At 38.2% G+C, this 25349-nt stretch carries 21 protein-coding genes; 7 read left to right on the plus strand and 14 right to left on the minus strand.

The window, feature by feature from the left end; all coding sequences use genetic code 11:
* Nucleotides 1-432: 432 nt before the first annotated feature.
* Nucleotides 433-1323 (minus strand): nucleotidyltransferase-like protein, encoded by an 891-nt coding sequence (locus tag ACERII_RS17995; protein WP_373644154.1) that lies wholly within the window; start codon nucleotides 1321-1323, stop codon nucleotides 433-435.
* A 154-nt stretch (nucleotides 1324-1477) separates the two neighbouring features.
* Here ACERII_RS17995 and ACERII_RS18000 point away from each other — a divergent pair, with 154 nt between their 5' ends.
* Nucleotides 1478-1831 carry a YgzB family protein gene (locus ACERII_RS18000; RefSeq protein ID WP_373644155.1) on the plus strand — a complete coding sequence of 118 codons (354 nt, stop codon included), beginning with the start codon at nucleotides 1478-1480 and terminating at the stop codon, nucleotides 1829-1831.
* A gap of 104 nt (nucleotides 1832-1935) precedes the next feature.
* Here the strand turns inward: ACERII_RS18000 and perR are convergent, their stop codons facing one another.
* The 7 genes from perR to ACERII_RS18035 all read right to left on the minus strand — a co-directional run bounded on the left by perR (nucleotide 1936) and on the right by ACERII_RS18035 (nucleotide 6858).
* Nucleotides 1936-2373, minus strand: coding sequence for a peroxide-responsive transcriptional repressor PerR (gene perR, locus ACERII_RS18005; RefSeq protein ID WP_373644156.1), 438 nt, complete (start codon nucleotides 2371-2373; stop codon nucleotides 1936-1938).
* A 164-nt stretch (nucleotides 2374-2537) separates the two neighbouring features.
* A complete protein-coding gene (locus ACERII_RS18010) occupies nucleotides 2538-2831 on the minus strand; it encodes a cyclic-di-AMP receptor (protein ID WP_373644157.1) in 294 nt (97 codons plus the stop codon).
* 23 nt (nucleotides 2832-2854) lie between these two features.
* On the minus strand, nucleotides 2855-3805 hold the full coding sequence (locus ACERII_RS18015) for a D-2-hydroxyacid dehydrogenase (protein WP_373644158.1): 951 nt from the start codon (nucleotides 3803-3805) through the stop codon (nucleotides 2855-2857).
* Between the two features lie 490 nt (nucleotides 3806-4295).
* Complete coding sequence (locus ACERII_RS18020) at nucleotides 4296-4748, minus strand: hypothetical protein (protein ID WP_373644159.1); 453 nt, start codon at nucleotides 4746-4748, stop codon at nucleotides 4296-4298.
* Nucleotides 4749-4929: 181 nt separating this feature from the next.
* Nucleotides 4930-5625, minus strand: coding sequence for a hypothetical protein (locus ACERII_RS18025; RefSeq protein ID WP_373644161.1), 696 nt, complete (start codon nucleotides 5623-5625; stop codon nucleotides 4930-4932).
* Entirely contained in the window at nucleotides 5612-6493 is an 882-nt protein-coding gene (locus tag ACERII_RS18030; protein WP_373644162.1) for an ABC transporter ATP-binding protein, read from the minus strand. Before ACERII_RS18030 ends, ACERII_RS18025 begins: the two co-directional genes overlap by 14 nt.
* Nucleotides 6490-6858 (minus strand): GntR family transcriptional regulator, encoded by a 369-nt coding sequence (locus tag ACERII_RS18035; protein WP_373644164.1) that lies wholly within the window; start codon nucleotides 6856-6858, stop codon nucleotides 6490-6492. Before ACERII_RS18035 ends, ACERII_RS18030 begins: the two co-directional genes overlap by 4 nt.
* 166 nt (nucleotides 6859-7024) lie before the next feature.
* On the opposite strand from ACERII_RS18035, the gene ACERII_RS18040 reads away from it, so the two are divergent.
* Entirely contained in the window at nucleotides 7025-7831 is an 807-nt protein-coding gene (locus ACERII_RS18040) for a hypothetical protein (RefSeq protein WP_373644165.1), read from the plus strand.
* A 14-nt stretch (nucleotides 7832-7845) separates the two neighbouring features.
* On the plus strand, nucleotides 7846-8673 hold the full coding sequence (locus ACERII_RS18045) for a hypothetical protein (RefSeq protein ID WP_373644166.1): 828 nt from the start codon (nucleotides 7846-7848) through the stop codon (nucleotides 8671-8673).
* Between the two features lie 89 nt (nucleotides 8674-8762).
* Here ACERII_RS18045 and ACERII_RS18050 read toward each other — a convergent pair whose 3' ends face one another.
* The 3 genes from ACERII_RS18050 to ACERII_RS18060 form a co-directional block, all read right to left on the minus strand.
* A complete protein-coding gene (locus tag ACERII_RS18050; protein ID WP_373644167.1) occupies nucleotides 8763-10691 on the minus strand; it encodes a hypothetical protein in 1929 nt (642 codons plus the stop codon).
* Between the two features lie 346 nt (nucleotides 10692-11037).
* On the minus strand, nucleotides 11038-11508 hold the full coding sequence (gene bcp / locus ACERII_RS18055) for a thioredoxin-dependent thiol peroxidase (protein ID WP_373644168.1): 471 nt from the start codon (nucleotides 11506-11508) through the stop codon (nucleotides 11038-11040).
* 74 nt (nucleotides 11509-11582) lie between these two features.
* The gene (locus ACERII_RS18060; RefSeq protein ID WP_373644169.1) at nucleotides 11583-12011 is read right to left on the minus strand and encodes a potassium channel family protein; all 429 of its coding nucleotides are present in this window, start codon (nucleotides 12009-12011) and stop codon (nucleotides 11583-11585) included.
* Nucleotides 12012-13473: 1462 nt separating this feature from the next.
* On the opposite strand from ACERII_RS18060, the gene ACERII_RS18065 reads away from it, so the two are divergent.
* Together ACERII_RS18065 and ACERII_RS18070 are read left to right on the plus strand one after the other, a co-directional pair.
* The gene (locus ACERII_RS18065; RefSeq protein ID WP_373644170.1) at nucleotides 13474-13701 is read left to right on the plus strand and encodes a hypothetical protein; all 228 of its coding nucleotides are present in this window, start codon (nucleotides 13474-13476) and stop codon (nucleotides 13699-13701) included.
* 57 nt (nucleotides 13702-13758) lie between these two features.
* Nucleotides 13759-14061: a hypothetical protein gene (locus tag ACERII_RS18070; protein WP_373644171.1), complete on the plus strand. Its 303-nt coding sequence runs from the start codon at nucleotides 13759-13761 to the stop codon at nucleotides 14059-14061.
* Between the two features lie 1563 nt (nucleotides 14062-15624).
* On the opposite strand, the gene ACERII_RS18075 is transcribed toward ACERII_RS18070, so the two are convergent.
* The 3 genes from ACERII_RS18075 to ACERII_RS18085 are packed head-to-tail and all read right to left on the minus strand — an operon-like array spanning nucleotide 15625 to nucleotide 18218.
* Nucleotides 15625-16410, minus strand: coding sequence for an ABC transporter permease (locus tag ACERII_RS18075; RefSeq protein ID WP_373644172.1), 786 nt, complete (start codon nucleotides 16408-16410; stop codon nucleotides 15625-15627).
* A 4-nt stretch (nucleotides 16411-16414) separates the two neighbouring features.
* Entirely contained in the window at nucleotides 16415-17215 is an 801-nt protein-coding gene (locus tag ACERII_RS18080) for an ABC transporter permease (protein ID WP_373644173.1), read from the minus strand.
* Complete coding sequence (locus ACERII_RS18085; protein WP_373644174.1) at nucleotides 17208-18218, minus strand: ABC transporter ATP-binding protein; 1011 nt, start codon at nucleotides 18216-18218, stop codon at nucleotides 17208-17210. Before ACERII_RS18085 ends, ACERII_RS18080 begins: the two co-directional genes overlap by 8 nt.
* A gap of 636 nt (nucleotides 18219-18854) precedes the next feature.
* Between ACERII_RS18085 and ACERII_RS18090 the strand changes: the two genes are divergently transcribed.
* On the plus strand, nucleotides 18855-20150 hold the full coding sequence (locus ACERII_RS18090; RefSeq protein WP_373644175.1) for a glutamate-1-semialdehyde 2,1-aminomutase: 1296 nt from the start codon (nucleotides 18855-18857) through the stop codon (nucleotides 20148-20150).
* Nucleotides 20151-20439: 289 nt separating this feature from the next.
* Nucleotides 20440-24939 carry a glutamate synthase-related protein gene (locus tag ACERII_RS18095; protein WP_483867433.1) on the plus strand — a complete coding sequence of 1500 codons (4500 nt, stop codon included), beginning with the start codon at nucleotides 20440-20442 and terminating at the stop codon, nucleotides 24937-24939.
* Nucleotides 24940-25349: the final 410 nt, after the last annotated feature.

Genomic DNA, 25349 nt, shown 5'->3' on the forward strand with positions numbered 1-25349 from the left:
TATGTTTCTCACTGTTTTTCACGACAGCTTTTATATTATATCAATATAATTTGTCGAAGTCAACAGTTTTTAAAAAAATATTTTGTCGTTTGTTTTTAGCGACAAGAATTAATATACCATTCTCTCTTTCAAGTGTCAACTCTTCTCAGAAAGTTTTTTCAATCCCAATTCAAATCCGTTTGGAGCGACGAATAATAATATATCATGTTTCCACGAGACAATTCAACATGAAAAAGATGGAAAGAGTTTAATAATGTAAAGTCACCTCCCCTCTTACAATCTTTCGTGAAATCATACTCAGTCATTCCCTATGGAATAGTTACCTCTTTCTTCTATAATAAAAAGACCCCACTCTATTTTTTCCAATAGAATGAGATCAACATTGTTCTATTATGGAGTTGTTTAATGAGTTTCAATTGTTAACCTACAATGTCACCCACGAAACAAAGCTTCATTAACTACATAATAACGATGATATATGTCCTTGCCTTTTGTCTCTACATTCACTACGTCAATATATCCCTTTTGAACGAGATACTCTAATAAGATGCTAAGATCTAGTGAATACTCATGCATACCAACTTCTTGTTTCAATTCATCTATTGTCCAGGAATCTTGCTTCCTTTTCATTAAATCAATAATATGAGCACTACCTAATTTTGTTTTGGACATCAACTCAAATTCATTAGCTAGCAACAGAAGCTCTAATTTCTTTTCAATAGGCTCTGACCCTGTTACAAGCTCTGAATATAATTTATAAATCTCCGGCTCTATTTTCTTCACTTGTTGCCACACCGTTACTTCTGGATAGAAGCCATGGTCGATGATTGACAATCTCGCTAAATGGTGAAGAGCATGAACGATTTGATTATAGGCATCTAAATAATGTTTTTCATGGAACAAAGCTTTTCCATCTTTAAATCGACGAATTAATTTAGAAAATTCCACCCCGATTTTCACTTTTCGTTCCTCCAAAGGGAACTCCAACATTGTTTTCCGAAAATTAGCAGTATACTCATTTCTATCAAACACAATCTTGCCATTCATTAACCAGTCGATGATACGACGATTGGAACTATTTAAAAGCCAATCTTTAATTTGAGAAGATCTCACAAGATGCATCGCCACTTTATAACTATTATATGCATAGTGTTTTATTTCCCAAGGATTTGCTTCTTTTTTATCCGATATAATAACTAATAGTACATTATCAAAGTAATCTGTATTTGTATCTACTTTCGACCTACGTTCCACTGAAATGATCCCTAGTGTGTGTTCATCACTGGAACGGTCTTGGTACAATTGCCTTAGAAAATAATCCATTTTTGGTGCCTCCTAAAAAGCAGAATTCTCATCTTATTTTAATTATGTTCGACGAATTCAAGAAAAAACCTTCTAAATAAATCGTTTGTCTATCTATAAATAGTTATTTCTCTATAAAATATGCTATACTTTCAATTTAGGAGGTTGGATTGACATGGGAATAAAATATTCAAACAAAATTAATAAAATAAGAACCTTTGCACTTGTTTTAATATTTGGCGGAATCATCATTATGTATTTAGGATTATTCTTCCAAAGAAGTCCGTTATTTATGACCTTATTTATGATTCTCGGTTTTCTATCTATTATCGCTAGTACAGTGATTTATTTTTGGATCGGAATGCTTTCTTCAAAAACAGTACAAGTTGTTTGCCCCAATTGCGGAAAATATACAAAGATGCTCGGTCGTGTAGATGCTTGTATGTATTGTAGCGAGCCACTGACTTTAGATAAATCACTCGAAGGAAAAGATTTTGATGAAGATTATAATAAGAAGAAAAAGTTTTAGTATTTGAAAAGCATAGGGGGCGAACGCACTTACAGGCAGCATGAGCGTCGCCACTCCGACCTACTAACAACCAAAAAAAGAAGCTGTTATTAAACCAGCTTCTTTTAATGTTGTTTATGTTTATTACACTCAGGACACAGCCCGTAAATTTCCATGCGATGGTCTCTTACTTTAAAACTTGTTACGTGTTCTGCTAAAGTCTCTACTTCATCTAAGCCAGGATAGTGAAAATCTACAATTTTACCACAATCATCACAAATGACATGATAATGATCAGAAGTGTTACTGTCGAATCTGCTAGAAGAGTCGCCATATGTTAGCTCTCTTACTAGACCGACTTCTTTAAAAACACGTAAGTTATTATAAACGGTCGCAACACTCATGTTCGGAAATTTCCCTTCCAACGCTTTGTAAATCTCATCGGCTGTTGGATGACTCTTCGCATTGAACAAGAATTCTAATATAGCATGGCGCTGTGGTGTCATTCGAACTTTAGTGCTTTTTAAAGAATGTAACGCTTCTTGAAGTCGATGATTCTCCATATACTTCACCTCTTTCAAAAAACATTCTTACTTTATAATATTTATAAATAGTATACTAACGGACCGACTTTCTTGTCAACATATACACCTTTTATAAACAATTATATATAGAATTTGAGAGATCATTCATATTAATATGACTTTTACGATAAGATTATGTCCTTTTATTGTTGGAAAAACGGAGCACTGTCTTTTACATTAATAACAAAGGAAGTATATCGACTTTTTGTATCCTTCAACTTTCCTTTTTTCGATTCTACTTCTCTACAGATACGCTGCATCTCACTTCGAAGACCTGGTACATCTTCATCTGTAACCCCAAATAAGAAAGTGGTATTGCCTTTTTTCAAAAAACCTCCTGAGCTGGCTAACTCCGTCATGCGGTATCCTTTTGCTTTTAATTCTTCTTCCATTTTATCCGCATAGCGGTTGTTTACAACACACACCATTAATTTCATTCTAAATCCTCCTTCAAGTGGGGTTAGTAGCCTTTTGACAAGTTAATTTTATTAATATAATTCTCTCGCCCATTTAGAAACTCCTTTAAATTTGCTTCAAAGATTTCAAGAGCACGTGATTGATATTTTGGTGATATTCCAGATAAATGAGGCGTCACTGTAACATTTTCCATACGCCAATATGGGTGATCCGTTGGGAGTGGCTCCTCATTAAATACATCTAATACTGCATGAGCTATCTCACCATTGTTCAATGCATGTAGTAAATCCCAATCATTCATGACATTTCCTCTTCCTATATTAATAAGTATGGCGTTCTTTTTCATTAATGCAAATTCATTTTTTGTGAGGATACCGTCCGTTTCCTTTGTTTTCGGTAAAACCGATAGGAGAAAATCAGATTCTTTTACTATATCGTGAAGTTGAGCCGATGTGTACATCACATCAAAATATGACACTTCTCGTCCACTACGATTCATTCCCATCGTTTTCATGTGAAATGCTTTCGCTAATCGAGCAACCTCTTGTCCAATAGCACCTGTACCTAATATCCCTATTGTTTTCCCATGAATTTCGTTCATTACTAGTTTACTATTCCAATGCTTGTCTTGTTCGCTTTTTATTAGAGCTTTGGTGTTTCGTGAAACTTGAAGCATCATAGCTATTGTATACTCGGCCATTGGGATGGCATGTATTCCACTTACATTGGTGACGAGGATGTTTCTATTTTTTATTTGTTCAAGAGGCAGTTCGTCTATACCAGCTGATAAAACCATAATCCATTTTAAGTTTTTGGCGTTTATTATATGTTCTTTCGTTACGTCAAAACCATTAGTAAGCAAAATTTCAGCGGTGGCTAAAAAGCTCTCTGCTTCCGTCATATTCTTACATAATTGAAATTCTAATTGAGGATACGTAGAATGTAAATGCTCTCGCAAATCTCTTCTTATTTTTGCCGAAGAAACAATGTTCATTATATTCCATCCCTTCATTAGATTTTAGGGTAAAAAACGTAGTTGTTTTGGTATAGTACGGTTTTCATTAGCTTGGGCGCGACTATAAGGTTTGCACCATTTCGTGAGGCTGTTTTACACTTTCTTTCATCATAACATAGGATGGTTTTGGCGATATATATTGTTGGAAACTTTCTACGTTGATTTAGTTACCACGCTTACGAAGACTTTTCGCTGGAGGAAAAATTGTTTACCAGTCTGCTCGATTTCGATCCGATCGAGCACTTCATAAGATTAATCGTCGCTCATCCGCTCGATTTCCATCCAACCACACACCATAATCCCTGACCCGATAAAGGCTCCAGGTCCCCTCCCAATAAAAGCAAAAAAAGCGAGGCATAAAGCCTCGCATCCAAACAGAGAGCACCATATTAATAAAAGAGGGATCGTTTTGTCACCGTTCCCTATATACATATGTTTTAAGTTGGAGATGGTTTGGACACATGTACCCTTAATTTAAATCTAGATGATACAAATTAAAGGAAAAGTGAAAATACTCGGAGCGGATGTTTCCATTCTGTTTCCAATTCAACATCATATTCCCATTTATATACCCGTCTGTATTTTCACCACATAAATTACAAGCTTCCGAATACATTAGCATTCCGTCAAACTCCTCTATGTGTAGATCCTGGTAAAAGAAGCCCCCATATTGCGTATCCACAAATAATTCGATGGCATCTATTTCTACGTCTTCACGTTCCAATTCTAATTTCACTCCAATATTATATTCCTCTTCATTTTCCCCTTCTTCAAGGAAAAAAGTTGCCATCCATGATTGAGACCATTCTTCATGTGTAAGTAATGGATCAAATTCCGCTGCTTCTTCGTAGTCATCCTTAAGAAACAACATCGCTCCACCGATAATAACTGCTATGAGTATAAAAGGAAAAATTTGCTTCACCTAGTTCATCTCCATTTTGAAAAAATGAATTTACTATGAATCTGTCCATTTTATTGTATCAGATGGGATGTTATGTTGAATACAATTTTTTCCTACTAGTCACATCCATTACATTTTTCAAAGTAAAAAGAGAGAGTGGGAAAGTCCGAAACCGACTTCCACTCTCTCCAACCAAGACACACTATTTTTTATCCGAGAAAATTTGAAATTGTCTTACAAAAGGTACTGGGATACATAGCAACACCACACTAACTAGAAGGATCCACAAGAACATGTTTAACAACGGAGCTCTGGAAAACCAGTAAAACAGATCCACCCAATATGTGTTCACCGCTGGAAGAATGACGGTAAGTGCGAAAATACCTGCCGTTCCGTATAGGGCAATCGCTCCTACTTGCTGCTTTAAAATCGATAGTAGCATACTAACTGTTGATGAAAATACGTAAATTGTAAAGAGTATTAGGAGATAGCCAAAAAAGTTCTCCGAGATAGTCGACATATGAAGCAAACTATTTAGTTCCATATTTACATCTAGTACAGAAAGCAGAGGTTGTAATAAAAAATAGAGTGCATTTAACAGGAACGCACTTACTAGACTAAGGATGAATAGGAAAGAAACAACCCCAACATACATCAACTTCCTCGTACTTCCAAATGTGGAGCCATAATCAAAGGCAATACGAAACAACATAGCACCAATAACAATTTGATAAATCAACACAGCCCCATCCATATTCCAGCTAACCTCTCCCTGCGGAAAGGAGATACTAATTCCGATCCCAAGTATGACGAAGAATAATAGAATCGACCAGAAGATAGAATAAGATCGACGAATATCCAACCACAGAATCTTCCACAACCCTTTAAGCTCCTTCATAATAGCGGTCCTCCTTCTGCTCTCCATGTTTACGATCCGTTTTTCGCAATAAATAATCTTGCAAATCTACCTTCTCATCAAATCTAGCAGATAGCTCGATATCCTCCACCATTAGTCGAACCATTGGCCCCATCTCAGAACGCTCTAATATGGCAGATTCATCAACAACTAATTTCCTAGATTCTTTGTTTCCATGAATATATCCAGTGCGTTCCCGAATCGCTTCAATCGAATCTTGCATAATTAATTTCCCTTCATGTAAAACAATGATTTCTTCGATGTAACGTTGCAATTCTTGAATATAATGCGTAGACAGAATAATGATACTATCTTCAAAACTATCATCGTATACTAACAATTCATAGAACGTTTCTCGAACTGCAGCATCTAGTCCATTTGTAGGTTCGTCGAAAATCATAACAGGTGCACCGCTACTTAAACCGATCGTTAACGCTAACGCCGTTCTCATCCCTTTGGACATCGCTTTTACTCTTATTTTTTCATCCAACCGGAACGCTCGAAGACATTGTTTTGCTTTTGCTCCGTTCCAATTTGGGTAGAAACATGAAGCTATCTCCATGGCATCTTTGACTTTCCACTGCGTATTTAGAGGATGATTTTCTTGAATAAAACAAATTTGTTGTAGCACATCTCTGTTTTCATAAGGATGCTTTCCATTTAAAGAAACATTCCCACTCCCCGTTTTTAACAACCCAGTCATGCAGCGCATCAACGTTGTTTTTCCAGCACCATTCCGCCCCCATAGTCCATAAATTTTCCCGGATTCTAATTGAAAAGACACGTTGTTCAGTGCATTCACTTTTCCATGGCGATAAGATACATTCTCTACCTTTAAGCAGTATGTCATTCTTTCTCCTCCTCTTTAAAAAAACGTAATATATCATCCTTCGATAGTTCTAACCTTTTGGCTTCATGCAATAAGGGATTAATGTATTGCTCTTTGAACTCCGATTTTCTTTCTTCAATTAACTTTACTTTTGCTGCCTCCTGTACAAACATCCCAATCCCCCTCCGTTTAAAAATAATGCCTTTATCTACTAACAGTTGGATTCCCTTTTGTGCGGTTGCTGGATTTATTTTGTAAAAACTCGCTAATTCGTTTGTAGAAGGAATTTTGTCTCCCTCCTTCAGTGCATCGTCTAGTATATTGTCTTTGATCATGTCACTTATCTGCTGAAAAATAGGGCGATCTTCATTTAATTTGCTAATCACTACGTTCACCACCTTAATGGTTAATTACTCAACTAACTAACCAATATACTACAGAAGTATTTTCCAATTGTCAATATAGTTGTTAGAAATTTTCAACCATTTATACGAAAAACATGTTAATATTTTACACATACACATTCTTTTCTTTATTAAGGGGAAAAACTTGATGAAAAAGACATTGGTCCTACTTCTATGTTTGTTATTTCTAATAGTTAGTTGTAACTCACAGGAGAGAGATGACTATGATTTTGAGGGGATAACTTTAGGAGTACATGATTTATTTAACGTTCTTACTGTTTTTGTGGAAGATAATCTAGGAGGAAATGAAGTTATACTTCAAGGATGGGATCCATCTTCCTTTAAGGATTACGAGGTAGAGGCCTATCAAGTTTTTCTAACAAAGGACACAAAGATTATAAACGAGGGAAGTGGTGAAGAACTCCAGATGGTAAGTCGTCATGAATTTTTCTCTGGTCATTCCGAAACTGTAGCATCTACTCTTCTCTTTCATCCATACCGAAAAGTCGCAGTGAAGGTAGAAGAAACGTTTTCCTCGAGCGTGTCATCGAATAGAAGTAACTACATCATGTATGATCGAAGTTTTTTACCTATATACAGAGCCAAAGAGGTTCGGCTGTTCCCGTTAACTTTTAATGATTTTGTATTAACGAATACAGTACATATTCAACCTGATGAAATTTCCATCACGGCTGTTTACGACCCTAGCACAGATAATATGAATAACTATTATTTTGATTACGATAAATTATGGAATTCCTTAATTAGCTCCCAGGATCCTAGTGCATATGTAACCTTTCAGACGTGGGAAGTTCCATACTTTGAACAGTATCATCCTCCATCCGAGTATCAGCAATATCCTATCTTTTTTATATTAAACGAAGATGGTCTTTTGTATGATACACACGACTGGGATGACGCTGCTGAATATGTTGAGTCCGTTATAGATAAGTAAGGAGACATGATACTATGAAAAAAATGACAATAATGCTACTAGTAGCAACATCTCTTCTCATAGGCTGCAATCCCTTTGTAGACGACGGCTATGATATTGAAGGAAAAAATATAGGAATGAGTCAAATGATGAATCTCATCACCGTTTTTGTTGAGGATAATATAAACGGTACAGACCTGGAGCAAACCCATTTCGATCGATTTTATACAGATAATTTTTCCGTTCCTGATGGGACATACGAGGTTGAGGCATACCATGTTTATATCACAAAAGACACGAAGGTTATTGATGATGAAACTGGTGAGGAACTGGATGTATACTTAACTAGCCATGACATAATTTTTAACAATCGCACGGAATATTTGAGGTCCTTTTATAGTGGGTCTGGTCGCGCCATTTCCGTGAAAGTAGAAGAAAAGTTCGAACCGCAAGTACAAACAGATAGATCAAATTATATTTTGTATGATCGAAACTTTCTTCCTATCTATACAGCCGAAGAAATTCGTGTTTACCCTCTCACCTTTGATGATTTCCTCTTTTCAAATTCCTATCGTGGTGTCGACAGTTTGGTAATCGCTATCGAAGAAATGGAATACGAGGTATATAGTAATGAATATCATGACTTGCAAGACCAATATTGGTACGAGCTACATCAGATTCAAGGTAACAATAATTCTGACTATTACACAGGGGTATACCTAAATACTATCGAAGAGTTCGAACTATTCAACCCACCAGCAGAATATAAACAATATCCAATCTATATCATCTTTGAAGAATCACAACTCGTAACCCACAAACACGATTGGAAAGAAGTCCTAGAATACTTCGAAAACAAGTGAAGCAGTGGGGACGGTTCTCCTTGCTTCCTTTTTTGCGAAGGAAGCAGCGAGAACCGTCCCCATTGCTACTTCATTGCCCTCAGAACCTCTTATCCTTGATCTTTTGTTGGAATCTGATGTTCTGATGCCCAACTTTCCAATAACTTTTTAGCATCTTCAAAATCTTGTTGACTCAGAAAACGAAGACTTCTATCTAAATCTCTAGTATGATTCACTTGAAAATCAACATGTTGTTTCCTTGGTTCAAACACTATGCCTTTCATTTGCTTTACTGAAAGAAGATCCGTTTGAATTTCTATGAATTCCTCATATATAGAAAAACGGCGGATATTCAGTTTCATTCTCGGCCAAATATATCCAATTGCAAATATAGAAATGAACAGTGGTATGAATATATGTATGAGCATGTCCAGGTCAACTCCACCATTAAGGAACCAATAAAAACCAAACCCTATTAAGAATAAGAAGAATATATACCAAACAAATTGCTTTAATGTATGGTTTCTAACATGACATCGGAACAAAGGTTTTTCTATGTGATCGTCCCCTACTAAAATTGGTTCTAGTCGTTCCCACATTAGTCTGTGAATATATTGAAATGAGGATAATGGAACAACACAAGCTAAAGGTGCGCCTAGAAAAATTACCGTGATTCCGAGTATAGTTATACCTCCAACATTCACCATTAACCAAATCATCAACGGGAGTACTACCAAGAAGTATATTCCACTTCCGACCAAAGATAATGGAAATGCCCTTCTTTCTTTTGGAGATACGAAAACCTCACTGAAACTTTCTCTCTGATGTACAATAGAAGCTTTCTGTATATAGGTTCTCATGATAGTTTCTAATGTATGATTCTGGTTTTTAGTAATAGTGATATGACACTTCGAAAGTGCCATTTTATATAAAGTGTGATCCCAAGGAAGATCTGAAAAACACTTTCTTAGAGGCCCCAAGGATAAAGGATCCTCTTCATTAATAGACTTTATATCTGATTCATATTTTTTGAAAAAATAGATTCGTTGTAGGCATAATTCTAGAAACTCTGGAAAAAGGGTATCAAATTTTTTCTTATTTTTCTCATTTACAACCCCATCTTTTTCTATGTTAGAAACTTCTCTTTCTAATAATGATAATAATTCAATTAGCCTTTCTCGGGATTGACTAAGCTGTACATAATGCAACCGAATTGATTTTACCCTCTCTATGATTCCCTCATTTAGGTTGGTGAGGTCAATAGTAGATACATCAGCTGCTTCTGCTTCTCTATTCTGAGGATTACTTAAGCCATTCTTCATCCGATTGACTGGTTGTTGAAGGGCCTTAAATAAAAGAATCTCCGAGATTGGTTCAGCCACCTTTCCAATCAATTCTTTATTATGCACCTGTCTCCCATCTTCATCGATAACGAGAAACCGCATAAATAAATCTCCTAACATTGAACTATCACCAACGAGCCGATACTCCTTCATCCCGTGAATAATCGGAACACTGACTCCAACTGAATATGTTGGAAGTTTATACTCTGAGAACACCTTTTTATCCGTACCTCTTGCCTTATCCACTAATTTAGAGGATCTTACATTCCCTGTTACCATTGTAATAATGATAGAAAAAATAATTGATGCAATTGGAAATAGAATAAAAAAAGCAACAACCATGCTGATCGTTTCGGATAGCATCCCTGGTTCTGGATTAAAATAGCTGGAAACAATCATAAGAGCTCCAGATATAATACTAAACACAACAGGTATTTTCTTACTTTTATCTTTCACCATATAATATGTAAAAACACACCAAAAATAAAATAATGAAACAAACGAAATAATGTATACCTCGTGATACCACTCAACAGGATTGGAAAAAACAAAGAACATTCCTGTCGTCACAAATAAAAGATATAGTATGATTGATATTCGTCCAAACCAGCCATTGCGCTTGATAATGCTAATAATAAAACAAACAAGTAAAACAGGCAAAATCCAGACAAAAATGGTAGCCATCAACTCATCCATTATCATCACTCCTTTAAAAGTAACATTGATTAACACTCTGATATTTTAATAGGTATAGGTGCTTTTTTTGGAAAAATCACGACTCTACTCTTTTTCATGAACAGACTATTCACTCCAAATATTTCGAAATGACACGTAGTAAGTCCTGTTCCTCAAGTAGAAGATTCAGCAACATTGTATTCTACGAATCACATTAAGGTAAGTTTCAGCTAGAGAAGCAGCGGGGAAGCAGCGGGGACGGTTCTCCTTGCTTCCTTTTTTTGCGAAGGAAGCAGCGAGAACCGTCCCCATTGCTTCCACCTAAAAAAAACGCAGTGAATTCACTGCGTTTTTTACCAACAATATATTATTTCCCTTGCTCACGCAAATATTGCAACGCCTCTTCGACATGCCCCTTCACCTTGACCTTGCGCCACTCCTTGATGAGGTTTCCTTCCGGATCAATGATAAAGGTAGAACGCTCAATTCCCATGTACTCTTTCCCAAAGTTTTTCTTCAACTTCCAAACACCGAACGCTTCCGCGAGCTGATTTTCCTCATCAGCAAGAAGCTCGAAAGGTAAATCGTGCTTGTCTATAAATTTCTCGTGACGTGCCACTGGATCTGGGCTAACTCCTAAAATTACTGCATTCACATCTTTGAAGCTTTCATGGTTGTCTCGGAAATCACAAGCTTCCGTCGTGCACCCTGGCGTCATATCTTTCGGGTAAAAATAAAGTACTACATATTTCCCACGATAATCTGATAAACTTATTTCTTTTCCACCATTTGCTTTCAATGTTAAGTCAGGTACTTGTTGTCCAACCTCTACTGTCATATGTAAGTTCCTCCTTTTTTTTGCGAAAAAATTAGTTATCCCTCTTCTATAAGGATAACCAATCTATCGAAAACCTACAAACGTTGACGCTCCCTTTCATAAATAAAAACAGAGGTAACAACAAAAGCAGCAGGAAGCAGGTACCCGATTAGTGCTTGGACTATCGCAATCCAGCGTCCAATCCCTTGCGGAGTAATATCTCCATAACCTACCGTCAACAGTGTAACTGCGCTAAAATACATCACATCTTCTACTAAATGAAAGAAGGAATCATAATGATATTGTCCATCCTCCACTAAAACAGAAAGTCCTGTTAATTCCAGACTAAGATAAACAACTCCAAATCCTGCGGTTATCGTCGCGTATACTAAGAACAGAACGATAAAATGTCGCAGTGACAATTTCCGCCCAGTTGATTGCTGATTTTTCAACAACAAATATATACTTGAAATCACCCCAGCTACTGCCACAATCACAACTATTAACAAAAGGAGGTACTTCATCTATATCACCTCCATTTAGTCTATGAAAAAAAGGAGGTAAATAGGACAAGAAGTTTTGTTGGTTTTGGTGGTTCGCTTTGGAATCGTGGTGGATTACTTGCCTTTACTGACGCTTCAGCCATCTAAAAGGTAGATCAATTACCTATTTTAAAGGGGGGGATGGCTCAGAAAAGTGAATTTTTGTTTTCACTTCCCGTTCACCTCCTCCAAACACTCCTTCGGGAATTGAAAACAACATTCACTTCCCGTTCAACTCTTCCAACCGCGCCTTCGGGAATTGAACACGACCTTCACTTCCCGTTCACCCCTTCCAGATGCTTCTTCGGGAATTGAACACGACCTCCACTTCCCGTTCACCTCTCCCAAACACTCCTTCGGGAATTGAAGATGACCTCCACTTCCCGTTCACCCCTTCCAGATGCTCCTTCGGGAATTGAACACGACCTCCACTTCCCGTTCAACTTTCCCAAACGCTCCTTCGGGAATTGAAAACCACATTCGCTTCCCGTTCACCTCTCCCAAACGCTTCTTCGGGAATTGAACACGACCTCCACTTCCCGTTCACCCTCTCCCAAACGCTCCTTCGGGAATTGAAAACCACATTCGCTTCCCGTTCACCCCTTCCAGATGCTCCTTCGGGAATTGAACACGACCTCCACTTCCCGTTCACCCCTTCCAGATGCTCCTTCGGGAATTGAACACGACCTTCACTTCCCGTTCAACTCTCCCAAACGCTTCTTCGGGAATTGAACACGACCTCCACTTCCCTTTCACCTCTCCCAAACGCTTCTTCGGGAATTGAAAACCACATTCGCTTCCCATTCAGCCCTTTCAGATGCTCCTTCGGGAATTGAACACGACCTTCACTTCCCGTTCACCCCTTCCAGATGCTTCTTCGGGAATTGAACACGACCTCCACTTCCCGTTCACCCTCTCCCAAACACTCCTTCGGGAATTGAACACGACCTCCACTTCCCATTCACCCCTTCCAGATGCTCCTTCGGGAATTGAACACGACCTCCACTTCCCTTTCAACTTTCCCAAACGCTCCTTCGGGAATTGAAAACAACATTCACTTCCCGTTCAACTCTCCCAAACGCTTCTTCGGGAATTGAACACGACCTCCACTTCCCATTCAACTCTCCCAAACACTCCTTCGGGAATTGAACACGACCTCTACTTCCCGTTCACCTCTCCCAAACGCTTCTTCGGGAATTGAATACCACATTCACTTCCGGTTCAACTCTCCCAAACGCTCCTTCGGGAATGTAACGTGTAATTATGTGCTCATAACGCCTAAATTTCTATGCGTCCACAAAATTGGATATTTATGTTAAAATAAAAGGAAAGAAAATAGACAGTTATATGAAGAAACTCGGAGAATTGTTGAAGTTGAGGAACTACATAAGCATTATTCTTTTGAATCCTCCAAAAACAGATGTGAAGAAGGAGAATCCAGGAAATGAAACCACGTAATTATATAAAAGTTGTTGCATCATTTAAGGACGGAAATTATATAATGGAAAATCCTCAAGGTAGCTTAGTAAAACCAAATTTAGTCTTAAAACAACTCGCACAGGATTATGAACTTAATGAAACTAGAGGTGTATTTAATCCAAAGAAAAATAGATATGAAGACGTAAAATTACAAGAGATGGAGTCTTTATATATTGAGTTTATCAAAAAATAACCCCCCCTAAAAAATGCAGAACCTGTAAAAACAACTTTTTAAACAAGGAGTGTAGATATGGATTTCGGATTTTTCGTATTGGCAGCCATAGCATGGTTTTTATTTCGAGGAAGCAAACAAAAAAAGTTTAAACCAGTTCCTGTTCTAATAGAATGTGTACTACTATTTGTAACCTTATTTCTGTTAAGTTTTATTGGAAATGCAATATCAACATACTTTAACATTTCCATATCTCCTTGGGATTACCTACCAAACACATTATACTTATGGATAGGTGGAATTCTCTTTTTTGCTGTAACTTGCTATTTGGCATTTAAGCCTTGGAGAAAAACTGCCTCTTATGAAAACGATGAAAAGTAGATTTAGGTAGCATTAAAAAACATACTAGAAGAGAGGTTGGTCTCAATGGATTATCCATCAGCAACTTACCAATACCAAGACACCACTTTCTTTGTTTTTCATCCATCATTTTTGGTGCTACTAGATATAGTAATCCTGGCAGGCATTCTTTTCATAAGAAAGAAGAATAAAGCTTAAGGTAGATTAGGAAAAAAAATAACACCTAGATCCTAACAAACAAATTTCTAAGGCACCTGGGGAGGTTAATTATTTTGATAATTAAATATAGAGCAAGAGGAGCAACGGTGTTTATTGGTGTTATGTGGTTCGTATTTCTATTACACAATTGCTTCTTTTCATTAGTAGTAGAATTCTAGACTATCCTTTCTTTATTTCCTCCTTAAATTTTTTAGGTTTGTTACTAGGTTTATTTTTATCATTTTTGTGGTTTTCAATCCAAAACATTGATTATATAAGGATCAAATACGGCTCCTTATCAATTCATCATGGTTTTCCATTACCGCGAGAAAAGATAATTATTTCCAATATAGAGAAAGGAAATATCGTAGATGATAGGTTCGTTTTAATGTTAAAATACGAAAAACAGGTTGAACTAGGTTCAAAGTATATCAGTGTTGATGACTTTGAGAAATTAAAGAAAGAATTAAAAAAGCACATTAATATTGAATAAATTTAACTAGGACGAAAAAAAGTATGGCGCTTACGAGAAGTTTTGCACAATAAAGGAGGCGATAAAATGAACTCGGTAATTAGTTATTTTCTTATATCGTCTATTTTATTTTTGATGTTAACATTTTTAATTGGTATAGGTTTAGTGCATGTTTTTAATGATTTAGGGATTATAGTAGCCTTAGTAATAGTAATAATCATTCAGTTATCACTTGTTATTTCATTATTAATCCATTTGGTCAATAAAAAATGATGATGTTATAATAACAAACGGGTTTACTTCAGAGGTGCAAACATGCCATTCCCAAGCAAAAACACATGAGATTTCACAGCAGGAATCACATGTGTTTTTTTTTGTTATTATATCAGGGTTTTATTGATAAATGGATTTGAATTACTCAGTAATCCTCCCCCTATTCACATAGGTGGAAATAAATATTTCCTTTTTGTGAATTTGATGTGATTTATCCAAAGCTACTTAAAATAAGCGTAGTTTTTCCTCTTAAACTTCAGAACATAGTTTGGTTAGTGGGAAATAAGGGAAGGTTTTCCGGTTAATCTGCCAAAATAAGCAAATTATCATGTTTATTAAGTAAATAGCGGAAAATTCTCCTGCTATTTTCACTATTTTCGGTGTCATTTTCTAAATAAGGGAAATTTCTCCCCTTATTATATCAATCCATGTTGCTGATCCCTCATTGGTCCGAGTGGGTCCATGAATAAGGAATGATTTAAACAATCGGATAAGTGTTAGTTCGATAAGCAAACACGAAAACAACGGCACGAAGAATCTTCGTGCCACTTTATTATCCTATGATTCAAGTTGTGAAATCGCCAGAACGCTGCCCAATGCAATCCAACCCTATTTTTCACCAAACAAAGCAAAAACACATCCTAATTCCCTGCCCCGCGATACCTCTTCACCCCAGCATTCCAAAGGAAAATGGCCAACCCTAGAAAAATCACACCCATTAATGGAGTCAGAAACGCATAGCCATACCACTCCGAACGCCCTAGGAAAAACGCTGCCGGATACACACCAACAAACGCAAATGGCAACACCCATGTCAGCACAAACCGAATCACCGAATTATAAATATCCACTGGATATCGACCATAGTTCCCGATGTTGTACATCATAGGCATAATATCGGTCTTACTGTCCGACCAAAAGCTGATCGCAGCCAGCGAAATAAATATCCCAGCGTAGATAAATGCCCCGCCCACAACAAACACAAAAAACACAAACGGGTCGTACCAGCTCAACTCCATCCCCAGCCGAGATCCCGCATAAAACATAATCACGATCCCCGTCACAGCCCCGAACATGGACTCTAATTCCATTCTCTCGATGACAATTTGAAACAAGCTATGAATCGGCCTTGTTAAAACTCGATCCATTTCTCCCTTCACAATGTACCGATCGTTAAAATCCCATATGTTAAAAAACGAAGAAAATAACGCATATGGTACGAGGAAAAATCCATAAATAAAGATAATTTCTTCTCGATTCCAACCAGCTAACAAGGTGGTGTGTCCAAACACAACAAGAATAAATATCAAATTAACCGCTTGGGATAAAAGATCCGAAAACAATTCTATAACGAGGTCCGTCCGATACGATAAGCGTGTCTTTAAGTACTGAGCTGCATATTGAAAAAAGATAGAAAAATAAAACACACCATCAACCTCCTTGTACAATCAATTGTTTTCTAGCGACCATCCAAAGCAATTGAATCGGAATAATTAAAAATAAAGACCAAAAAAGTTGAATACCTAACGCTGAATATACCTCCGCACCTACAAAACCTTCCGTAAAAATCATCGAAGGAATATAGCTGATCGCCTGAAACGGTAGAAAGCCCATAATATCCTGCGCCCATAGGGGATAAAACGAGATTGGCAAGAGCAAACCTGAGAACAAATCAATGATTACCCGTTTTCCACGAATCAAACCAGTATTATATAGAAGGAAAAAAGTTAAAATCCCTGTCAGAAGGTTCAATTGCGTGTTCACAATAAAGGCGAATATTATCGACACGAAGAATAATATCCATACATTTAAGCTATTGGAAAAATCGATAGGAAAAGCTAACCAGATAATGACCATCCCTGGAACGGAGAAAAAGAGTAATCGAAACAAGCCTTCTCCTAACCCCTGCATTGTTTTCACACCAAGGTAGTGATACGGGCGAATCATTTCGATTGCCACTTTTCCCTCTTGAATTTCGTTCGCAATTTCTCGATCAATATTATTAAAATAAAATGCCCGAGCCATCCACGCAACCGCTACGTACGTCGTCATTTGGCTCACACTCATGCCTGCAATATTATCCTGCGCCCCATAAATCGCTTGCCATAAAAAATAATACGCACCTATATTAATAGAATAAATTAAAATCCCACTATAATAATTCGTCCGGTACGCAAGCATCATCAGAAACCGGATTCGGATCATTTCTAAGTACAAAGATACATTACCCATGATTGATCCCTTCTTCATAAATATTTCTTATTATTTCTTCGGTGGAGACTCGATTTATCTTCACATCGGAAATAGAATGATGCAGCATCACCTGACTCATTAACTTGGAAATCGCATCATCATCTCCATCGATCATCGCAATCCACTGATTCTCCCGTTCTCCACAACGCCATTTTACATCGAAGTGAGTACTCACTTCCTCCAATTGAGATTTCTCCACCGCATGTTGAAACTCGAAATGGACTTGCTTTCCTTCTACCCAATTTTTCTGAAGCTCATCCAAACGCCCATCATAAATAATACTTCCTTCATCTAATAGGACAACCCGTTCACACAGCGCTTCAATGTCCGCTAAATCATGAGTCGTAAGTAAAATAGTCGTTTTGTATTTTCTGTTTATTTCTTTTAGAAAACCACGAATCTTCATTTTTACAAGAACATCAAGTCCAATCGTTGGCTCGTCTAAAAATAATAACGGTGGATTGTGAATGAGTGCTGCTGCCAATTCACAGCGCATCCGCTGACCTAAGGACAACTTCCTGACCGGCTTATCTAACAACGGGCCAATTTCTAACGTTTCAATGACTTCCTTCATATGAGTATCGTAGTCTTCATCCGAAACCTTATAAACTTTTTTCAAAAGGCGAAACGATTCTTGTACCGCAATATCCCACCAAAGCTGCGATCTTTGTCCGAAAACTACGCCAATCGTTTGGACAAACTTCTCTCTTTCCTTATGAGGGTTCATCCCATTTACCATAACCTCTCCCGAAGTTGGCGTCAGAATGCCAGTAAGCATCTTGATAGTGGTGGACTTCCCTGCACCATTTTCACCAATATAGCCAACCATCTCCCCTTGCTTCACTTGAAGGGATATATCATCAACCGCACGTAGTATTTTATAATTTCTCGTAAAAAGGTCGCGAAACGCTCCTTTTAAACCAGAACGACTAGAATACGATGTAAACTCTTTACGAAGATCCTTAACCTCAATCACATTCATTTGTCACCCTCCTCTGATTACAACGATAATAGTTTACCGAAACGAAGGACTTTGAGCAATAATTAGATAATGGAGTTTTTTTGAAAAATGTTTTGGGTAATTAATGAGGTTTTGGTTCTAATTTTGAGGGGGAGCGGTAATATATGTGCGGGTTTGCGCGATATATGTGCGAATTCAAGGATTATATGTGCGAAATTCTGATTATATGTGCGGATCGCGCAAATATATGTGCACTTTCCGAATTTAGAAGGGAGAACCGCTCTCTCGCTTGTTCGTGGTTTACGATTCATCATGATTATTACGCAGAACTACTATACTTACCTAAATCTTGTTCCCCAGTCCTGTACCGTCCTCCCTAAAAAAACAAAATTTGCTTTTTTTAATGAAACAAAAAATATATGTGCGGGTTTGGCAATTTTATGTGCGGGTTGAACGAATATATGTGCGGGTTCACGGAATATATGTGCGATTTTCAACAATATATGTGCGAATTCCCCCATTATATGTGCGAATCCCCACTTCTGCCCTTGCTCCCCTCCCTCCCCTGTAACGCACCTACACACCCGATTTCCCCATCCCCCTCGCAAAATGTTACAATGTGAAAGGATGAACTAGGAAGAAGGAGGATTTCCCAAAATGAACTTTTCAAATTCTGAACGATTATACGGAGATGCGTTAGATGTGATTTTAGGTGGAGTGAACAGTCCATCGCGTTCCTATAAAGCGGTTGGCGGTGGCTCCCCTGTTTTCATGAAAAAAGCAAAAGGAGCGTACTTCTGGGATGAGGATGACAACAAGTACATAGATTACCTTGCAGCATACGGACCAATCATTACTGGACATGCCCACCCACATATTACAAAAGCGATCCAAGAGGCAGCCGAAGATGGAATATTATACGGTACACCTACTATTTATGAAAATAAGTTTGCAAACATGATCCGCGAAGCAATTCCATCCATGGAACGAATTCGCTTTGTAAATTCCGGTACAGAAGCTGTGATGACAACGATTCGTGTTGCACGTGCTTATACTGGTCGAGACAAGATCATTAAATTTGCTGGATGCTACCACGGACACTCGGATCTTGTACTCGTAGCCGCAGGATCAGGCCCGTCAACTCTAGGGAATCCAGACTCTGCAGGAGTACCAAAAAGTATTGCTCAAGAAGTAATTACTGTACCTTTTAATGACATAGACAGCTTCCAAGAGGCGATAAATCATTGGGGCGATCAAATTGCTGGAGTGCTTGTGGAACCGATCGTAGGAAACTTTGGTATCGTAGAGCCTGAGCCTGGTTTTCTCCAACAAATAAACGATATTTCCCATAAGGCTGGTGCTCTCGTAATCTATGACGAAGTAATCACTGCATTCCGCTTCATGTACGGTGGTGCACAGAACCTTCTCGGTGTAGAGCCTGATATTACTGCGCTTGGAAAAATAATCGGCGGCGGTTTACCAATCGGTGCTTATGGTGGAAGAAAAGAAATTATGGAGCAGGTTGCCCCACTCGGCCCAGCGTATCAAGCTGGTACAATGGCTGGTAACCCAGCGTCGATCAGGTCAGGAATTGCGTGTCTCGAAGTGCTAAAAGAAGAAGGCCTTTACGACCGCCTAGACAAGCATGGAGCAACTCTCGAAAAAGGAATACTCGATGCAGCACAAACGTATAATATCCCTATCTCCATTAACCGATTAAAAGGTGCTCTAACTATCTATTTCGGTGTGGAGAATGTTCGAAACTACGACGATGCAGAAGCCTCCAATGGAGAGCTATTCGCATATTTTTTCAGAGAAATGTTGAAGCAAGGTATTAACTTAGCTCCCTCCAAATATGAAGCATGGTTTTTAACCATTGCACACACGAATGAGGATATCGACCAAACTTTAAAAGCAGTTACTTCTGTTTTCTCTAATTGGAAAAATGCATAAATATACATTCTACAGAAATGGATGTGTTCACAAAACATCCATTTCTTTTCCACCAATCCTATTGTAAACGCTTGCATAAACATCCCGTTTTCTATTCCTTTATTTTCTATCCCGCATCCATTGTATGTTCTATCCGTTTTATTGTATAATTAATTGATCTTTCTTATCAAAAATGGTAAGGTAGTAAGTAATTCTGATAATTCTGTAATTACGGAGTAGTCTTGCGAAAATTTGTGAGATTATCTTCCGAAGAATATATTACTAGATTCTTTTTAGGAGGTGGGTCAGGTTGACAAATCTGACAAAGAACAATAACAAACTGATCCAATCATTTCGAGGCGCGACGAAGCTTGAGCATGATAGTTGTGGAATTGTAGCTTTTATTGAAAAAGAAAATAAGCCTACAAAAGATAACATTGACAATACGATTCAAGCTTTAGTAAAGATGAACCACCGAGCTGGGTTCATTAATGAAGAAGGTGACGGTGTTGGTATTCATATCGACGTCCCTAAAGCTCTATGGAAAAAGAAGCTAGAAACAGAAAACATTACTGCTGACTACGTAGAAAACGAAACATTTACTGTTGGTCATTTCTTCATTGACCAAGACCATGACGTTGCTAAGATTCAAGAAGAAGTTCGTACGAAGTTATCTGCAAAAGGACTAACTCTTGTTTTCGAAAGCACAGATGTTACAAATAGTAATGCATTAGGTCCAATTGCACTAAAGGCTGAACCTGTATTCTGGCAGGTTGCGCTTGTAGGAAACAATGTTCCTGCTGAAACACTATCTTCAACATTATTTGATTTAACAGTTGAAATTGAAGAAAACACTGCAATCCACGTAGCTTCTTTAAGTCAAGACCATGCTGTTTACAAAGTAATGGGTGCAGGAGATATTCTTCCTAGGTTTTACAATGATTTAGCGGATCCACTTGTGGCATCTACTGCTACTTTAGGACACAACCGTTATTCAACAAATACACTATCCAATTTCTTCCGTGTACAACCATTTAGTGTAATTGGACATAATGGAGAAATTAACACGATTGCAAAGCTTCGTGATGAAGCAGAAATGCTTGGAGTACCATTAGTTGATGGTGGAAGTGACTCTCAAGACTTAAATAGAGTACTAGATACTTTCATTTCTAGACATAATTTATCTCTATTTGAAGCAATGGAAGTTGTTTTCCCACCTATCGTTAACGAAATTAAGAAGTTCCCAAGCCATTTGAAAGATTTATATAGTTATATTCGTGAAGCATGGGGTCATTTTGCACAAGGACCTGCTGGTATTATTTCTCGCTATGGAAAAGAAGCTGTATTTAGTGTAGACGCATTAGGCTTACGTCCTGTTTGGATGCTTACAACTGAAACGAGCTATGCATTCTCTTCTGAGCAAGGTATCTTTACTTCAGATCATTATTTAGCTGAACCAAAACCATTAGCTCCCGGGGAAAAAGTTGGTCTTTTCCGAAATGAAGAAGGTGTTATCGATGTTTTCTGGCATGATGACCTTCAAGAAGAAGTATACAAACGTATGTCTGATCGTTTAGAAATTACGGATGCACGTAAACGTTTATCTACAAGCCTAAATACACCAGCTGAAGCTAGCAAATTCCAGCAAGTAGTGAACAACTCTGTTTATGCTGCAAACGGATGGGATCGCGAGCACATTCAATTAATTGAACAAATGGCGGAAAAAGGTGTCGAGCCTATCCGTTCATTAGGGCATGATGCACCATTAGCAGCCCTTCATCCAGGTAGAAAAAATGTTGCTGACTTTATTAAAGAAAGTGTTGCGGTTGTTACAAACCCTGCGATTGATAGAGATAGAGAAATGGAGCACTTCTCTACACGTGTAGTTATCGGTAAGCGTCCATCTCTATTTAACAAGGAATCTTTGAAAACTATCGTTCAGCTTGAATCCCCACTTATCGGTGAAGGGATTACTGGTAAAGCTATAGAGGCAGATTCAAACCAACCTTCTTATGAAGGATTACTAGCTTTATATGAAAATGCAAACGAAGCTCACATCCTTGAAATGGTTCGTTTCGAAGATGAATCTGTAGAAGATGCTTTAAAACGTTTGAACAGTGAAGCAAGTAAAGCCATCGATGAAGGAAAAACATTCTTAGTTTTTGATGACCAAGGAACTCACACAGACAATAAATACTGGATAGATCCACATCTAGCAATTTCTTCTGTGGACCAAGGGTTAACTCACGAAGAAAAGCGTCGAGAGTGTTCATTCGTACTTCGTTCCGGAAGCATCCGTTCTCTACATGACATCGCTGTTGTATTCGGATTAGGTGCAGACTTAATTCACCCATATGTAATGTTCTCAAGTGTAGTAGATCAAGACGGTGCTCCAGCTGTAAAACTATATAGTGCGTTAAACAAAGGATTAGAAAAAGTTATTTCTACTATCGGTATTCATGAGTTACGTGGTTATGGTCGCCTCTTCTCTTCTATCGGTTTAAATGATGAGATTGCTGACGAACTTAATATCGTTAACTTCCTTGGTGGAAAAGAGTTAAGCTATAATTTTGAACAAATGAAAGAAGATAGTGTTGCTCGTAAAGAGGAATATAATAACGATAAAGCAAGACCAGGGAAAACGTTCCATATCTTCCCACGTCTATGGAAAGCATTAGGCGACTTAGCATCTGGTCGCGGAGATTACGATCAATTCCGTGAAAAATTACAAGAACAAGAAGATAAGAATCCGATTAGCATTCGTCATTTAACGAAGCTAAAATCAGTTGAATCTAATGTGAAACCAGAAGATGTTGATGTGAGTGTTAACAAACATGATCTTCCATTCATGATTAGTTCCATGAGCTTCGGTTCTCAAAATGAGACTGCTTTCCGTGCCTATGCTGAAGCTGCTGATCGTTTAAACATGATTAGCTTCAACGGTGAAGGTGGAGAAATCAAAGATATGTTAGGTAAATACCCGAATACTCGCGGACAGCAAATTGCTTCTGGACGTTTTGGGGTAAACGTGGAATTAGTAAACTCTACGAACCTACTTGAAATTAAAATTGGTCAAGGTGCAAAACCAGGTGAAGGTGGACACTTACCAGGTTCGAAAGTAACAGATAAGGTTGCAGCTGCTCGTAATGCTACAACCGGATCTGATTTAATTTCACCATCAAATAACCATGATATTTACTCTATTGAAGACTTAGCTCAAATCATTACTGAGATCAAAACTGCCAATGACCAAGCGAAAGTTTGTGTAAAGGTACCTATCGTGCCTAACATCGGTACCATTGCAGTTGGTGTTGCAAAAGCTGGCGCAGACTTCATTACATTAAGTGGTTTTGACGGAGGTACAGGTGCCGCACGTGTTCACGCACTTCAGCACGTTGGACTTCCAGCAGAGATCGGTGTAAAAGCTGCTCACTTTGCTCTTCTTGAATCAGGTCTTCGTGATAAAGTAGAAATCTGGGCTGATGGTGGAGTGAAGAGTGCATTAGATTCCATTAAACTAATGCTACTAGGTGCAAACCGTATTGGTTTCGGAACACTTTCTATGATCGCGGTAGGCTGTACAGCATGTCGTGGGTGTCACTTAGACACATGTCACGTTGGTATCGCTACTCAGATTGAATCAGAAGCACAAGCGAAAGAGCATGGCTTACGTCGTTTCGTACCACGTGAATTTGATTTAGCTGTACAAGGATTAACAAACATGTTCACTGCCTTCGGGAAAGAATTACAAGCATTAACTGCTGCATTAGGCGTTAAACGTACGCAAGACTTAGTTGGTAGAGCTGATCTATTAGAAGCGATTGAAGGTCAAAGCTTCATGGACTTAACAGAGCTATTATCTACTCTTCCTGAACAAGAACTTGCAACATTTAAGTCAGTACCTAAAGTAGAAAAAGAAACTCCTCAATTAGCTCTTGCTGTTGGTGCAGAGTATTTAGATGGAAATGTAGAAGACCTAACTTCTTCTCGTGAGTATGAAGCAGTTACTGCTGAACAACGAGTGATTGGTAGCCGTGTTGCTTGTCACCGTGTTCGTGGAAAACTTGATGGATCTTACCGTCAATTACCTGAGATCGACCTTAAGTATACAAAAGGTTCTATTCTTGGTAATGGACTTGGTGCTTACAACAGTGATGGGGTTAATATCCTTATCAATGGTGGTGCACAAGATGGTGTTGGAAAAACATCGTTCGGTGGCTCGTTCAAGATTTTCAAAGCAAAAGGTCGTCATGGTCAGTTCATCAATGGTTCTGTTGGTAAAGGTGCTGGATACGGTGCTCAAAAAGGACTATTTATTATTCAAGGAAATGCTGACGCTCGTGCTGGTATCCGTTTATCTGGTGCAGACATGATCTTCGGTGGGCGCATTACTCAGCCTCTTGAAAAAGGCCGTGACTATAACATTGGTATTCATTCAAATATCAAAGGTTTCGCGTTCGAATATATGACAAATGGTAGAGGTCTTGTTCTTGGAGATCCAGGTCCATGGATTTGTGCTGGTATGACAGGTGGAGTTGTTTACTTACGTCAAGACGACAAAATGGGTCTTGATAAAGAAGCCCTTTACACTCGTATCGCAAAAGGTGCAAAAGTAGCACTCGAATCATTATCAGAAAAAGGATTGGCTGATGTTACTGAATTATTAACAACGTATTTGACTGATTTGAAAAACCAAGGTCAAGACGAAGAAGTTGCAGTTATCGAAGAATTACTAAAAGATCCTGCAGCGAACTTCCTACAAGTTGTTCCTGAAAAAGAACAAGCAGATCCTTCTGTATCTACAGAGTAAGATTATCCAGAAACTCCCTTCTCTATCGAGTAAGGGAGTTTTTTTCACGTTCGTTTATTGCTAAGGCTTGAGCGTAGGAAATATACGAAGACTCCGGCGGATGAAAAGGCAAGGGTGAGGTCTCAGGAGTGATTAAGCACTGGGCGGGTCACCAGGCGCTCGCGGCGGAAAAAGTATATATTCTAAGCGAATAGTTTTTGTTCTGATTCCTCCCTGCATATCTCACTTTGTTCCAGCAAAGGATAGAAACTCCCTTCTTTTCATGTAACAGGTTTTTTACTTCAGAGGTGCAAACAAACCATTCGTAAGAAAAGCGCAAAGCGCCCCAATTCCGCCTAAAAGCAGCCCACGTCCTGTGGGCACGGCGTCAAATCGACATCCTGTTTCCCACCGAAATGCAAATGTTCTGG

The sequence above is a fragment of the Evansella sp. AB-rgal1 genome (assembly GCF_041820985.1).
Classification (GTDB): Bacteria; Bacillota; Bacilli; order Bacillales; family Salisediminibacteriaceae; genus Evansella.

What these genes read in the sequence shown, in the direction of transcription:
- ACERII_RS18090 (WP_373644175.1), top strand. Translation starts at nt 18,855, where the DNA reads ATGAACTTTTCAAATTCTGAACGATTATACGGAGATGCGTTAGATGTG.
- ACERII_RS18000 (WP_373644155.1), top strand. Translation starts at nt 1,478, where the DNA reads ATGGGAATAAAATATTCAAACAAAATTAATAAAATAAGAACCTTTGCA.
- perR (WP_373644156.1), bottom strand. Translation starts at nt 2,373, where the DNA reads ATGGAGAATCATCGACTTCAAGAAGCGTTACATTCTTTAAAAAGCACT.
- ACERII_RS18050 (WP_373644167.1), bottom strand. Translation starts at nt 10,691, where the DNA reads ATGGATGAGTTGATGGCTACCATTTTTGTCTGGATTTTGCCTGTTTTA.
- ACERII_RS18085 (WP_373644174.1), bottom strand. Translation starts at nt 18,218, where the DNA reads ATGAATGTGATTGAGGTTAAGGATCTTCGTAAAGAGTTTACATCGTAT.
- ACERII_RS18025 (WP_373644161.1), bottom strand. Translation starts at nt 5,625, where the DNA reads ATGAAGGAGCTTAAAGGGTTGTGGAAGATTCTGTGGTTGGATATTCGT.
- ACERII_RS18010 (WP_373644157.1), bottom strand. Translation starts at nt 2,831, where the DNA reads ATGAAATTAATGGTGTGTGTTGTAAACAACCGCTATGCGGATAAAATG.
- ACERII_RS18030 (WP_373644162.1), bottom strand. Translation starts at nt 6,493, where the DNA reads ATGACATACTGCTTAAAGGTAGAGAATGTATCTTATCGCCATGGAAAA.
- ACERII_RS18065 (WP_373644170.1), top strand. Translation starts at nt 13,474, where the DNA reads ATGAAACCACGTAATTATATAAAAGTTGTTGCATCATTTAAGGACGGA.
- bcp (WP_373644168.1), bottom strand. Translation starts at nt 11,508, where the DNA reads ATGACAGTAGAGGTTGGACAACAAGTACCTGACTTAACATTGAAAGCA.
- ACERII_RS18070 (WP_373644171.1), top strand. Translation starts at nt 13,759, where the DNA reads ATGGATTTCGGATTTTTCGTATTGGCAGCCATAGCATGGTTTTTATTT.
- ACERII_RS18040 (WP_373644165.1), top strand. Translation starts at nt 7,025, where the DNA reads ATGAAAAAGACATTGGTCCTACTTCTATGTTTGTTATTTCTAATAGTT.
- ACERII_RS18015 (WP_373644158.1), bottom strand. Translation starts at nt 3,805, where the DNA reads ATGAACATTGTTTCTTCGGCAAAAATAAGAAGAGATTTGCGAGAGCAT.
- ACERII_RS17995 (WP_373644154.1), bottom strand. Translation starts at nt 1,323, where the DNA reads ATGGATTATTTTCTAAGGCAATTGTACCAAGACCGTTCCAGTGATGAA.
- ACERII_RS18060 (WP_373644169.1), bottom strand. Translation starts at nt 12,011, where the DNA reads ATGAAGTACCTCCTTTTGTTAATAGTTGTGATTGTGGCAGTAGCTGGG.
- ACERII_RS18045 (WP_373644166.1), top strand. Translation starts at nt 7,846, where the DNA reads ATGAAAAAAATGACAATAATGCTACTAGTAGCAACATCTCTTCTCATA.
- ACERII_RS18080 (WP_373644173.1), bottom strand. Translation starts at nt 17,215, where the DNA reads ATGGGTAATGTATCTTTGTACTTAGAAATGATCCGAATCCGGTTTCTG.